Origin of the sequence: Mycobacterium attenuatum, from assembly GCF_900566085.1 — a bacterium.
Lineage (GTDB): Bacteria > Actinomycetota > Actinomycetes > Mycobacteriales > Mycobacteriaceae > Mycobacterium > Mycobacterium attenuatum.
The window spans coordinates 36,307-48,944 of record NZ_UPHT01000021.1; the positions used below are offsets into that span (position 1 = coordinate 36,307).

A 12,638-nucleotide genomic window follows, 5' to 3' on the forward strand; every position below is an offset into this window, starting at 1 on the left:
TCAGAGGTTGGCGAAACAGGGATCCTGCTCGCCGCCGGCAGGGATGGTGGCGTTGCGGGTCGATAGGTGAGCAACCACACCGGTATCAGTGACTTGCACGCTGTCCCAGTGGATTCCCAACGGGAAATCCTTGGTCAGCTTGCTGAAGAAGTCATCGATCATCGATTGCACCGACTCCTTGGGCAGCGTGAAGCCAAGTGCGTTGAAAGTTTCGATCGGCAGCTGCAGCTGGTTGCCGGTCACCCGCGGCTTGACCACGATGTTGTCGAGAAAGCCCTTCATTTCGACAGTGCCGTCTCTGGGGTGGGTCGTCACGGTGTTGGAAACGAACGGGCCCAGCACCGGTATCGCGTTTTGGAACGATTCCTTGATGCCCTCGGAGGTCCACGTGACGGTGGCATCCAGCGCGCCCACTGTGCCCTGGGAAGTAGGGGTGTTTCTGAGCTGGACGTCCTGAATGTTGATTTTCAGTTTCATGCCCTTGGCATCGCGAACCTGATTGCCCGCGGTCTCCGCCGAGATGTTGGTGAAATGCTTGGTCGCGAGCTGCCACAAGACCAGCGGGGCCACACCGAAGGAGGCGCTGGCTTTGTCCTTGACCTCACATGCCACCGCTTCGGCGATCTTGCTATTGGCTTCGTGACGAACATACAGCTCGGCCCCGATCAGCCCCGCGACGACCAGCGAAAAAACGATGATCAGGATCAGGAAGATCGACAATGGGTCGCGGCGCCAGCGGCGCTTCCGGGTGGGTTTGCCCCCGTCGGCGTCTTCTTGCGGCTTGGCCAGCGGAGTCGTCTTGGCCGCGCCCGCGGCCGCCGGCGGTGGACCGGGTCGCTGCGCATCGGCATTGGCCGCAGCCAGCTGCTCGGTTGGCTGGGTTGCCTGGCCGGCCCCCGGTCCGGCCTGAGTAGGCGGATCCTGGGCGTGGGCGTCGGTGGCGCCTCCGGGTCGCAATTGCCCGGCGGAGGGATCCGTGGGCGCGGGAGGCCGGCCAATGGGACCTGGATTGTTGGGACGCGACCATGTCGACGGGCCCTCGTTGGGTGGCCCTTGCGGGTTCGTCACCTACGCAATTGTGCCCTATCAGTTTGAACGAACTCTGAGCGGTTGCGCAGCACGGCGATGCTTTCGCGAGCCGCGCTCACGTTTTCGAGATCGATATCGGTGACCACGAGTTGCGGTTCGGCACCGGCCGACGCCACCACCTGACCTAGCGGCGAAGCCACCAGGCTGCCGCCGACGCCGGTAGGCGCACCCGAGCTGGACAGGGTGCTGCCGGGGTCCGCCTGACCTACCGCGGCGACATAGCTGGTGGAATCCAGCGCTCGGGCCCGGGCCAGCAACGTCCACTGCTCGAGTTTGCCGGGACCCGAACCCCAGGACGCGCAAACCGCGATCAGCGCCGCGCCGCGCCGCGCCAGTTCGGTGTAGAGCGCCGGAAAGCGGATGTCATAGCAGACGGTCAAGCCCACCCGCACGTCGTTGACCGTGATCACCGCCGGCTCGCGCCCCGGGGCGACGGTACGCGACTCGGTGAAGCCGAACGCGTCGTACAGGTGGATCTTGTGGTAGTGCGCATCGGGCTGATTCGGCGTCCCTGGACCCGCCGCGACCAGCGTATTCATCACCCGCCCGGCATCGGCGGGGGTGAACATGCCCGCGATCACGGTAATGCCTGCTTCGGTCGCGATCCGTCGCACACCGCTGGCCCACGGCCCGTCCAGGGGCTCGGCGATCGGAGCCAGCGGCACACCGAACCGGCACATCGTTGCTTCAGGAAACACCACCAGCTCCGCGTCGACGTCGGCAGCCCGGCTGGCGTACTCGCGCACCAGGAGCAGGTTCGCTGCCGGGTCGGTGCCGCTGAGTATTTGCGCCAACGCGATCCGCATACTGGCCAGCTTAAGAGCCGCCGATACCCGCGCTGGTGTGGCTAGGCGTTGTTGGCGATCCACTGTGTGGTGAAGCGTTGCTCCATCATCACCAATTGGTGCAGTTCGGTGCCGATGATGCGCTCCAGCTTTCCCCCGATCAGGGGAATACGTACCTGGATGGTGACTTGCAACGACAACCGGGAGCCGCCCGAGTCGGCGTTGGGCGCCAGCACGGCGGTGCCCCACAGGTTGGCGGGTGCGTCGATGATGGCCCCGGCGATGGATGCCGTGGCGACGCCGTCGGTCACCGGGCTCCACATCTCCTCACGCCGCACGCACAGATCGCCCCGGTGCAACTGGGTGACCAGACCGGGAAGGTTGTGTCTGTGGACGGTCTGCAGCGTGACCACCTCGATGGTGCCTTGGCTTCCGGATTCGCCACCTATCCGCATCGAGTGCAAGCTGGCGATGTCGACCGGGGTTTCCGCCAGCCGGGCTCGCCAGTAGTCCTCATCGTGGAAAGCCCGGTGTACTTCTTCGACGCTGCCTTCGTAGTCGGCCGACATGTCGAATGAACGCGGCATAGCTGGTGAGGCTACCGTTACGGCCCATGAAATGGAGCGCAGTCGGTTCACGGTTTGCCGGTGCGCGCGTCGAGGAGTCGGTGCCGCTGGCGCCGTTGACGACATTGCGGGTGGGACCCGTGGCGCGGCGGGTAATCACCTGCGTGACCACCGAGCAGGTGGTCGCGGTGGTGCGGCAGCTGGACGCGGATGCGCGGGCCGGGCGGTGCGGTCCGGTGTTGGTGTTTGCTGGGGGATCCAATGTGGTGATCGGCGATGCCGTCGCGGACCTGACTGTGGTCCGGCTGGCCAACGACGGCATCACTATCGACGGGAACATGGTGCGCGCCGAGGCGGGAGCGGTGTGGGACGACGTGGTGCTCGGGACGATCGACCGCGGCCTGGGCGGGCTGGAGTGCCTGTCGGGGATCCCCGGGTCGGCCGGTGCGACGCCGGTACAGAACGTGGGGGCCTACGGGGTGGAGGTCTGCGATGTCATCACCCGGGTGCGGCTGTTGGACCGCGACAGTGGCGAGGTGCAGTGGCTTCCGGGCGCCGCCTTGGGCTTCGGCTACCGCACCAGTGTGCTCAAGCAGGCCGACGGGCTTCGGTTACCGGCGGTGGTGCTGGAGGTGGAGTTCGCGTTGGATGCTTCGGGTCGCAGCGCACCATTACGCTACGGCGAGCTGACGGCGGCGCTGGGTGCGGCCAGCGGCGAACGTGTCGACCCGCTAGCGGTCCGCGCGGCCGTCTTGGCAGTGCGGGCGCGCAAGGGGATGGTGCTCGACGCGGCCGACCATGACACCTGGAGCGTGGGATCGTTTTTCACCAACCCCGTCGTCGCACTGGAGGTCTATGAACGGTTGGCGGCGAAGGTGGACGGTCCGGTGCCGCACTATCCGGCACCGAAGGGCGTCAAGCTGGCCGCGGGCTGGCTGGTCGAACGCGCCGGTTTCGGAAAGGGCTATCCGGATCCGGGTATCACCGGGGCGGCTGCCCCGTGCCGGCTGTCCACCAAGCACGCGCTGGCATTGACCAACCGCGGGGCCGCCACGGCGGCCGACGTGATGCTCTTGGCCCGCACCATCCGCGACGGGGTTCGTGATGTGTTTGGTATCACATTGCAACCCGAACCGATCCTGATCGGTTGCCGGTTGTAGCTGCTACTTTCGTGTCCGATACGCTCGCCGCGCCGTTGGTGTGGTGGCTTCGTCGGCGCTTGCAGCCGGTCGCGTACGGCTTGGCCCGGTATCTTTGATTCCCGTGACCACCTCCAGCTCCCCCCAAAGTCCAGGGCCGATCAACCGGCGCATGGCTTTGATGGCCCTGGGGGCCGGGGTGTTGGCGCCCAGCGTGCTGGCGGCCTGTGGGGGCGGTGTCACCAGGCAATCCGAGAAGAGGCCGCCGGCTGCGCCCCATCTCACATTCCGGCCGGCAGATGCCGCCGACGACGTGTTGCCGATCGCTCCGATCAGCGTCGAGGTCGGCGACGGCTGGTTCCAGCGGGTGACCCTGACCAACCCCGCCGGCAGGGTCGTTGCCGGCACCTACAACCAGGACCGCACGGTGTTCACCATCACCGAGCCGCTGGGCTACGACACGACCTACAGCTGGAGCGGAGCGGCCGTCGGCCATGACGGCAAGGCGGTACCGGTCGCGGGCAAATTCACCACCGTGACGCCCAAGAAGAAAATCGACGGCGGCTTCCAGTTGGCCGACGGCCAGACCGTCGGCGTCGCGGCGCCGATCATCATCCAGTTCGACGCACCGATCAGCGACAAGGCGTCCGTCGAGCGGGCGCTCACGGTCACCACCAACCCGCCCGTCGAGGGCAGTTGGGCCTGGCTGCCCGACGAGGCGAAAGGTGCTCGAGTGCACTGGCGCCCCCGCGACTACTACCCGGCGGGCGCCACCGTCAACGTCGACGCGAAGCTATACGGGCTGCCGTTCGGCGACGGCGCCTACGGCGCGCAGGATTTCTCGTTGAACATCCAGATCGGCCGCCGGCAGGTGGTCAAGGCCGAAGTCTCCTCCCACCGTATCCAGGTCGTCACCGACGAGGGCGTCATCATGGACTTCCCGTGCAGCTACGGCGAAGCCGACAAGGCGCGCAACGTCACTCGCAACGGGATTCACGTGGTCACCGAGAAATACGCGGACTTCTACATGTCCAACCCGGCCGCCGGCTACAGCAATGTGCACGAGCGCTGGGCCGTGCGCATCTCCAACAACGGCGAATTCATCCACGCGAACCCGGCCAGTGCCGGCGCGCAGGGCAACAGCAACGTCACCAACGGTTGCATCAACCTGTCGACCTCGGATGCCGAGCAGTACTTCCACTCCGCGGTCTACGGTGACCCGGTTGAGGTGACCGGCAGCACGATCCAGCTGTCCTACGCCGACGGCGACATCTGGGACTGGGCCGTGGACTGGGACACCTGGGTGTCGATGTCGGCGCTGCCACGCCCGAGCGCCCGCCCCCCGGGGACGCAGATCCCGGTCACCGCGCCGGCCACGCCGTCAACGGCGCCCAGCTTGTCCGGTACGCCGGAACCTAGCGCGGGTCCTGGTGGTTAGCCCGGCGCGTCGCTGAGGCCTGGTCGCGCGGTCGGATGATGATCTGGTCCAGGTTGACGTGCGGGGGCCGCGAGGCCACGAACCCGATCACCTCGGCGATGTCGGCGGCTACCAGCGGCGTCATCCCGGAGTAGACGGCGTCCGCGCGCTGCTGGTCGCCGGCGAATCGGACCAGCGAAAACTCGGTCTCGACCGCCCCGGGGGCGATCTCGGTGAGCCGGACTGGCTTTCCCAGCAGCTCGCCGCGTAGCGTGCGGTGCAACGCACCCTGGGCGTGCTTGGCGGCCGTGTAGCCCGCACCGCCGTCGTAAATCTCAAGTGCCGCAATAGAAGTGACGGTCACGATCAACCCGTCGCCGGACTCGATCAACTTGGGCAGCAGCGCCCTTGTCACCCGCAGTGTGCCCAGTACGTTCGTCTCCCACATCCAGCGCCAGTGCTGCAGATCGGCATCGGCGACAAATTCCAGGCCCTTTGCGCCGCCGGCGTTATTGACCAATACGTCGACGCGGCTCAATCCGGCGGCCAGCGCCGCGACCGCCGCGTCGTCAGTGACATCAGCCACAACCGGGGTGCCGCCGATCTGACGCGCCAGCTCGGTGATCCGGTCCTGGCGGCGAGCTACCGTCACTACATGAAACCCTTGGGCCGCAAGGATTCTCGCGGTCGCTTCGCCGATACCGGAGCTGGCGCCGGTAACCACCGCTACCCGGTTCGGAGCGTCGGGAGTCGTCATCGGGACCACTCTAATAAACGTGCTAAATTTTCGGTGTGTACTGCAGCGCCTGGTTCAACACGACGGCCGCGCATCTATGCGCGGGCGCCTGTTGTTGCCGAGTACTTTGTCGCGCCTGACTCAGCTCAGGTAACCGCGGCCAAGGACCCGGCCAGTTGAACTCGGAATAAGGACGCCAGTGCACTCGACAACTCTCACCACCCATCGCTCCGCCACTACCGGCCGGCCGCGGCGGTACCGCCAGGTCGTGCCGCCGTCGCTGCACCTCGCCGACTCCGCGGCGGCGTCGGTCTTCCGGGCCGTGCGGTTGCGTGGCCCCGTTGGCCGTGACGTCATCGCCAGTGTTACCTCGCTGAGTATTGCGACCGTGAACCGCCAGGTCATCGCGCTACTTGAGGCTGGTCTGCTGCGGGAGCGCGCCGATTTGGCCGTCTCCGGCGCGATCGGGCGGCCCCGAGTCCCCGTGGAGGTCAACCACGAGCCATTCGTGACGCTGGGCATCCACATCGGCGCGCGCACGACCAGCATAGTGGCCGCCGACCTGTTCGGCCGCACGCTCGACGCCGTCGAGACGCCGACACCGCTCAGCCCCGCGGGGGCGGCGCTGGGGTCACTGGCCGACAGCGCCTGCCGCTACCTGAGGCGCTGGCATCGGCGCCGGGCATTGTGGGTGGGCGTGGCGATCGGTGGCACCGTCGACAGCGTCACCGGCCACGTCGATCACGCCCGGCTGGGCTGGCAGCGCGCGCCGGTCGGGCCGGTGCTTGCCGACGCGCTGGGCCTTCCCGTCTCGGTGGCATCGCACGTGGACGCCATGGCCGGCGCCGAGCTACTACTCGGTATGCGACGTTTCACCCCGGGCTCTTCGACCAGCCTTTACGTCTATGCCCGCGAGACCGTGGGGTATGCGCTGGCGATCGACGGGCGGGTGCACTGCCCGGCCAGCGGCCCCGGCACCATTGCGGGCCTACCGGCCCGCTCCGAGCTGCTGGGCGGCACCGGTCAACTCGAGTCCACCGTCAGCGACGAGGCGGTATTGGCGGCCGCGCGCCGGCTCCGGATCTTGCCGGCAGCGTCGGCAACGCGCGGCAATGGCTCGGCCGGTGCGGTCACCGACCTGCTACGGGCAGCTCGTGCCGGTAACCAACAGGCCAGGGACCTCCTGGGGGAGCGGGCCCGGGTGCTCGGCGAGACGGTCGCCCTGCTGCGCGACGTGCTCAACCCCGACGAACTGGTAGTAGGTGGCCAGGCGTTCACCGAGTACCCCGAAGGGATGGAGCAGGTGGAGAAGGCCTGCGCCGCCTGCTCCGTGTTGCCGCCGCGAGACATCCGGGTCACGGCATTCGGCAACCGAGTGCAAGAAGCCGGGGCCGGCATCGTGTCGCTGGGCGGGCTCTATGCCGACCCGTTGGCCGCAATGCGCCGTGCTGGCGCACTGGAGACCCGGGTGCCCGATACCGAACCGGAGGCGCTCGCTTAGCGCGCTGATGCCCGTGCGCAGGCCAGGTCCCGGAATGCGTCCTGTAAAGATGACAGTGTGCGCCACAGCGACGTTCCCCGGCTAGCCGCAGACGAAGACCCGCGCCGGGTCGCCCTGTTGGCGGTGCATACGTCGCCGCTGGCCCAGCCCGGCACCGGAGATGCCGGCGGAATGAATGTCTATGTGCTGCAAAGTGCGTTGCACTTGGCCCGGCGGGGTATCGAGGTGGAGATCTTCACCCGGGCCACCGCCTCCACCGATCCACCGGTGGTGCAGGTAGCACCGGGCGTACTGGTGCGCAACGTGGTCGCCGGGCCCTTCGAGGGTCTGGACAAATACGACCTGCCCACCCAGTTGTGCGCCTTTGCGGCGGGGGTGCTGCGCGCCGAAGCCGCCCACGAGCCGGGCTACTACGACATCGTGCACTCGCACTATTGGTTGTCCGGCCAGGTCGGCTGGCTGGCCCGGGATCGCTGGGCGGTGCCGCTGGTGCATACCGCTCATACGCTGGCCGCGGTGAAGAATGCGGCGCTGGCCGACGGTGACGCCCCCGAGCCCCCACTGCGCGTCGTTGGCGAACAGCAGGTGGTCGACGAGGCGGACCGGCTCATAGTCAACACCGAAGATGAAGCCCGCCAATTGATTTCGATTCACCACGCAGACCCGGCGTGCGTTGACGTCGTTCATCCCGGTGTTGACCTGGACGTGTTCTCACCCGGTGACCGGCGAGCGGCGCGGGCCGCGCTGGGATTGCCGCTCGATGGCCAGGTGGTGGCCTTCGTCGGACGGATCCAGCCGCTGAAGGCACCCGACATCGTGCTGCGCGCCGCGGCCAGACTTCCGGGAGTGCGCGTCATCGTTGCCGGCGGGCCGTCGGGCAGTGGACTGGCCGCGCCGGAGGGACTGGTGCAACTGGCCCGCGATCTCGGCATCGCGCAGCGGGTGACGTTCCTGCCGCCGCAGTCCCGCACGGATCTGGCGACGGTTTTCCACGCCGCAGACCTGGTTGCGGTGCCCAGCTATTCGGAGTCGTTCGGTCTGGTGGCCATCGAAGCGCAGGCCTGCGGTACGCCGGTGGTGGCGGCGGCGGTCGGAGGGCTGCCGGTCGCCGTGCGCGACGGGATCACCGGCACGCTGGTATCCGGACACGACGTGCGCCAGTGGGCGGACGCGATCGAGCAGCTGCTGCGTCGCAATGCCGGCCCGCGGGGCTGGGGGATGAGCCGCGCGGCTGCCGCGCACGCAGCCGGGTTCTCGTGGGAAAACACCACCGATGCGCTGCTGGCCAGTTACCGCCGGGCGATCGGCGACTTCACAGCGGGGCGCCGGCGCCGGCTGCGTGACCTGGTTGCGGTGCGCAAACCGCGCCGCTGGACGGCTCGTCGCGGGGTGGGCGCGTGACTTCTTCCCCGCAGCCCTCCGATGCCTCCGAGACTGTGGCGCAGGTGATCGAACAGGCGCTGCAGGCAAGCCGACTGGACTATTCGCGACATGCCGGCGCGCACGGCGGGCCGGCGGGCATCATCGTGGAATTGCCGGGTGAACGCAAGCTTAAGACCAACACGATCTTGAGCATCGGTGAGCATTCGGTGCGCGTCGAGGCCTTCGTGTGCCGCAAACCGGACGAGAACCACGAGGGTGTCTACCGGTTCCTGCTCAAACGCAATCGCCGGCTCTACGGTGTCGCGTACACCTTGGACAAGGTCGGAGACATCTATCTGGTGGGTCGGATGTCGCTGGCGTCCGTCGACGCCGATGAGATCGACCGAGTGCTCGGGCAGGTGCTCGAGGCGGTGGATTCGGACTTTAACACGTTGCTGGAGTTGGGTTTTCGTTCGTCGATTCAAAAAGAGTGGGAATGGCGGGTGTCGCGCGGTGAATCGCTGAAGAACCTGCAGGCCTTCGCGCATCTGATCGACGGCGATGACGGTGATGACGGTGAGAACGCGTGAGAGACTTGCCGGCATGGGAGACACTGCCACGTTGGTGCTGCTGCGCCACGGTGAGAGCGACTGGAATGCCCTCAACCTGTTCACCGGCTGGGTCGACGTCGGCCTAACCGACAAGGGCCAGGCCGAGGCGGTCCGCAGCGGCAAGCTGCTGGTCGAGCATGACTTGCTGCCCGACGTGCTCTACACATCGTTGCTGCGACGCGCGATCACCACCGCGCATCTGGCACTGGACCGCGCCGATCGACTGTGGATTCCGGTGCGGCGCAGCTGGCGGCTCAACGAACGCCACTACGGCGCCCTACAGGGTCTCAATAAGGCGGAGACGAAGGCGCGCTATGGCGAAGAGCAATTCATGGCCTGGCGGCGCAGCTACGACACGCCGCCGCCACCGATCGAGAAGGGCAGCGAGTTCAGTCAGGACGCCGACCCGCGCTATGCCGATATCGGCGGTGGCCCACTGACCGAGTGCCTGGCCGACGTCGTGGCCAGGTTTCTGCCCTACTTCACCGACGTCATCGTCGGGGACTTGCGGTCGGGCAAGACCGTCTTGATCGTCGCGCACGGTAACTCGTTGCGCGCGCTGGTCAAGCACCTGGACCGAATGTCTGACGACGACATTGTCGGACTGAACATCCCGACGGGCATTCCGCTGTGCTACGACCTGGACCACCAATTGCGGCCGCTTCAGCCCGGTGGTCGCTACCTGGACCCGGAGGCCGCGGCGGCCGGAGCTGCCGCGGTAGCCAGTCAAGGCGCGGCCAAAGTCTGATCGTCGGCAGCGGTAGAGTCGTTTGCTGAATAACGCGTGAACGGCAGTCGAACACCTGTTGCGAATGGTGTGACTTGTCCGATTTCGGCCTCGCTCGGCTAGGGCCGCGTTCATCGGAGTTTGTAGGATTTCGCTTGTGACTGTGTTCTCGGCACTGTTGCTGGCCGGGGTGTTGTCCGCGCTAGCGCTGGCCGTAGGTGTTGCGGCGGGAAACCGTCTGTCGCAGCAGGTCGCGCGGCGCCGCCAGCAAGCGGCCACCGAGCGGGCCGGAATCACCGTCGCGCAGATGCTGCAACGCATCGTCGCCTTGATGCCGATGGGTGCGGCGGTGGTGGATGCCCATCGCGATGTCGTCTACCTCAACCACCGGGCCAAGGAGTTGGGTCTGGTGCGCGACCGGCAGCTCGACGACCAAGCCTGGCGGGCTGCGCAGCAGGCGCTGGGCGGCGACGACGTCGAGTTCGACCTTTCCCCCGGCAAGCGTGCGGCCGGCCGATCCGGGCTGTTGGTGCACGGGCACGCCCGGTTGCTGAGCGAGGAAGACCGCAGGTTCGTGGTGGTCTTTGTCCACGACCAGTCCGACTATGCACGGATGGAGGCAACCCGGCGCGACTTTGTGGCCAACGTCAGCCACGAGCTCAAAACTCCGGTTGGTGCCATGGCGCTGCTCGCCGAAGCCCTGCTCGCCTCACCCGAGGATCCCGATACCGTTCGGCGGTTCGCCGAGAAGGTGCTCATTGAGGCCAATCGACTGGGCGACATGGTAGCGGAGCTGATCGAGCTGTCCCGGCTGCAGGGCGCCGAGGGGCTGCACAATGTGACCGACGTTGACGTCGATACCATTGTGTCCGAGGCGATTTCACGTCACAAAGTCGCCGCGGACACTGCCGACATCGAGGTTCGTACGGACGCGCCAAGCGCGTTGCGGGTGCTGGGCGACCAAACCCTGCTCGTTACCGCGCTGGCCAACCTGGTTTCCAATGCGATCGCCTATTCACCACGCGGGTCGCTGGTTTCGATCAGCCGGCGCCGCCGCGGCGACAACGTCGAGATCGCGGTCACCGACCGCGGAATCGGGATCGCGCTCGAGGACCAGGAGCGGGTCTTCGAGCGCTTTTTCCGGGGCGACAAGGCGCGCTCGCGGGCAACCGGCGGCAGCGGACTGGGACTCGCCATCGTCAAACATGTGGCCGCCAACCACAACGGCAGCATCGGGGTGTGGAGCAAGCCGGGAACCGGGTCCACGTTCACGTTGTCCATCCCGGCTGCGCCGGAGCGAGACGATGCAGAGCAGCCGGATCAACCGCGTGCCCGTGAGGCACGACCCAACCGGCCGCAACGAGAGGAAGAGCTGAGGCGATGACCCGCGCCGGCGACGATGCAGTGCGAAGCAATGAGGAGGAGTGGCGCTGATGACCAACGTACTGATCGTGGAGGACGAGGAGTCATTGGCCGACCCGCTGGCATTTCTGCTGCGCAAGGAGGGCTTTGAGGCGACCGTGGTCACCGATGGCCCTTCCGCGCTGGCCGAGTTCGACCGGGCCGGCGCCGACATCGTGCTACTCGATTTGATGCTGCCGGGGATGTCGGGCACCGACGTGTGCAAGCAGCTGCGCGCCCGGTCCAGCGTGCCGGTGATCATGGTGACAGCCCGCGACAGCGAGATCGACAAAGTGGTCGGGCTGGAGTTGGGCGCTGACGACTACGTGACCAAGCCGTATTCGGCACGCGAGTTGATCGCCCGGATCCGCGCGGTGCTGCGCCGCGGCGGCGACGACGACGCTGAGTCCGGCGACGGCATCCTGGAATCCGGGCCGGTGCGCATGGACGTCGAACGCCATGTCGTCTCGGTGAACGGCGAAGTCATCACGCTGCCGCTCAAGGAATTCGATCTGCTCGAATACCTGATGCGCAACAGCGGGCGGGTGTTGACCCGCGGACAGCTGATCGACCGGGTCTGGGGTGCGGACTACGTCGGCGACACCAAGACGCTCGATGTCCACGTCAAGCGGCTGCGGTCCAAGATCGAGGCCGACCCGGCCAACCCGGTGCACTTAGTGACGGTGCGGGGCCTGGGCTACAAGCTGGAGGGCTAACCGGCTTGCTCCGGGTCCGGCGGGTTGGTATCGATCCCGGAGCCGCTCTGTGGTGGAAAGCCGAAGGTGATCACGCCCCGAGAGTTTGCGTAGGCCGCGGGACGTTCGCCGACGGACACCATCTGGCGCCGACGCGGGGAATCCAAAGACCAAGTTCCACAACAGCTTCGGTGGGTCAGCTCTAGAATAGTCTCGGCACGGTCCCTGATGGGCCGGGCTGGCCGGCTTTGCCGGCAATGCCGGCCGTGCCGGCAGTGCCATCGGTGCCGTCGATCCCGGCGGTGCCCGCGAACAACCCGGTTCCGGCGGCTCCGCCGACACCGGCGGCCCCAGCGGCACCGGCCGCGCCGCCTGCACCAGCAGCCCCGCCCGATCCCACCGGGCCGATGCCAAGACCACCTACTCTGAACCCGCCGTCGCGGGAGGGTCCGAGCAATCCACCCACGCCAGACGTTCCAGCCGCCCCGCCGTCGCCGCCGTCGCCGCCGTCGCCGCCGTCGCCGCCATCACCGCCGTCGCCGCCATTACCGCTCCTGCCGTCTATACCCGCGGTGAACTCACCCCCGGTACCGCCGGCCCCACCGGCCC

13 protein-coding genes are annotated in these 12,638 nt (G+C 67.2%); 8 read left to right on the top strand and 5 right to left on the bottom strand.

Annotated features, from left to right (window positions below; all coding sequences use genetic code 11):
* Genes EET13_RS03635 through EET13_RS03645 form a run of 3 tightly spaced genes read right to left on the bottom strand, consistent with a single transcriptional unit; the run spans position 1 to position 2,461 of the window.
* A complete protein-coding gene (locus EET13_RS03635; RefSeq protein WP_122441014.1) occupies positions 1 to 1,068 on the bottom strand; it encodes an LmeA family phospholipid-binding protein in 1,068 nt (355 codons plus the stop codon).
* On the bottom strand, positions 1,065 to 1,895 hold the full coding sequence (locus EET13_RS03640; protein ID WP_122441015.1) for a carbon-nitrogen hydrolase family protein: 831 nt from the start codon (positions 1,893 to 1,895) through the stop codon (positions 1,065 to 1,067). Before EET13_RS03640 ends, EET13_RS03635 begins: the two co-directional genes overlap by 4 nt.
* Positions 1,896 to 1,936: 41 nt before the next feature.
* A complete protein-coding gene (locus EET13_RS03645; RefSeq protein WP_122441016.1) occupies positions 1,937 to 2,461 on the bottom strand; it encodes a DUF2505 domain-containing protein in 525 nt (174 codons plus the stop codon).
* 26 nt (positions 2,462 to 2,487) lie between these two features.
* On the opposite strand from EET13_RS03645, the gene EET13_RS03650 reads away from it, so the two are divergent.
* Both EET13_RS03650 and EET13_RS03655 read left to right on the top strand, forming a co-directional pair.
* Complete coding sequence (locus EET13_RS03650; RefSeq protein WP_122441017.1) at positions 2,488 to 3,600, top strand: UDP-N-acetylmuramate dehydrogenase; 1,113 nt, start codon at positions 2,488 to 2,490, stop codon at positions 3,598 to 3,600.
* Between the two features lie 94 nt (positions 3,601 to 3,694).
* The gene (locus tag EET13_RS03655) at positions 3,695 to 5,017 is read left to right on the top strand and encodes a L,D-transpeptidase (RefSeq protein ID WP_211186334.1); all 1,323 of its coding nucleotides are present in this window, start codon (positions 3,695 to 3,697) and stop codon (positions 5,015 to 5,017) included.
* Here the strand turns inward: EET13_RS03655 and EET13_RS03660 are convergent.
* Positions 4,995 to 5,753: an SDR family NAD(P)-dependent oxidoreductase gene (locus EET13_RS03660; protein WP_122441019.1), complete on the bottom strand. Its 759-nt coding sequence runs from the start codon at positions 5,751 to 5,753 to the stop codon at positions 4,995 to 4,997. The two genes, EET13_RS03655 and EET13_RS03660, sit on opposite strands and share 23 nt — an antisense overlap.
* A gap of 178 nt (positions 5,754 to 5,931) precedes the next feature.
* Here EET13_RS03660 and EET13_RS03665 point away from each other — a divergent pair, with 178 nt between their 5' ends.
* From EET13_RS03665 to regX, 6 genes are all read left to right on the top strand, one after another.
* The gene (locus EET13_RS03665; protein WP_244603744.1) at positions 5,932 to 7,233 is read left to right on the top strand and encodes an ROK family transcriptional regulator; all 1,302 of its coding nucleotides are present in this window, start codon (positions 5,932 to 5,934) and stop codon (positions 7,231 to 7,233) included.
* A gap of 57 nt (positions 7,234 to 7,290) precedes the next feature.
* The gene (mshA, locus tag EET13_RS03670; RefSeq protein ID WP_168990661.1) at positions 7,291 to 8,634 is read left to right on the top strand and encodes a D-inositol-3-phosphate glycosyltransferase; all 1,344 of its coding nucleotides are present in this window, start codon (positions 7,291 to 7,293) and stop codon (positions 8,632 to 8,634) included.
* On the top strand, positions 8,631 to 9,185 hold the full coding sequence (locus tag EET13_RS03675; protein WP_211186335.1) for a type III secretion system chaperone family protein: 555 nt from the start codon (positions 8,631 to 8,633) through the stop codon (positions 9,183 to 9,185). The genes mshA and EET13_RS03675 overlap by 4 nt, the downstream gene beginning before the upstream one ends.
* A gap of 13 nt (positions 9,186 to 9,198) precedes the next feature.
* Positions 9,199 to 9,954, top strand: coding sequence for a phosphoglyceromutase (locus tag EET13_RS03680; protein ID WP_122441021.1), 756 nt, complete (start codon positions 9,199 to 9,201; stop codon positions 9,952 to 9,954).
* Positions 9,955 to 10,090: 136 nt separating this feature from the next.
* Positions 10,091 to 11,317, top strand: a complete 1,227-nt coding sequence (locus EET13_RS03685; RefSeq protein ID WP_122441022.1) for a sensor histidine kinase — start codon at positions 10,091 to 10,093, stop codon at positions 11,315 to 11,317.
* Between the two features lie 49 nt (positions 11,318 to 11,366).
* Positions 11,367 to 12,050 (top strand): two-component sensory transduction protein RegX, encoded by a 684-nt coding sequence (gene regX / locus EET13_RS03690; protein WP_122441023.1) that lies wholly within the window; start codon positions 11,367 to 11,369, stop codon positions 12,048 to 12,050.
* Positions 12,051 to 12,231: 181 nt separating this feature from the next.
* On the opposite strand, the gene EET13_RS30160 is transcribed toward regX, so the two are convergent.
* Positions 12,232 to 12,638 (bottom strand): hypothetical protein (locus EET13_RS30160; protein ID WP_211189020.1); only part of this gene is annotated, 407 nt, incomplete at its 5' end.

Coding starts and splice junctions, on each gene's coding strand:
- EET13_RS03640 (WP_122441015.1), bottom strand. CDS start 1,895: ATGCGGATCGCGTTGGCGCAAATACTCAGCGGCACCGACCCGGCAGCG.
- EET13_RS03645 (WP_122441016.1), bottom strand. CDS start 2,461: ATGCCGCGTTCATTCGACATGTCGGCCGACTACGAAGGCAGCGTCGAA.
- EET13_RS03650 (WP_122441017.1), top strand. CDS start 2,488: ATGAAATGGAGCGCAGTCGGTTCACGGTTTGCCGGTGCGCGCGTCGAG.
- EET13_RS03660 (WP_122441019.1), bottom strand. CDS start 5,753: ATGACGACTCCCGACGCTCCGAACCGGGTAGCGGTGGTTACCGGCGCC.
- EET13_RS03680 (WP_122441021.1), top strand. CDS start 9,199: ATGGGAGACACTGCCACGTTGGTGCTGCTGCGCCACGGTGAGAGCGAC.
- regX (WP_122441023.1), top strand. CDS start 11,367: ATGACCAACGTACTGATCGTGGAGGACGAGGAGTCATTGGCCGACCCG.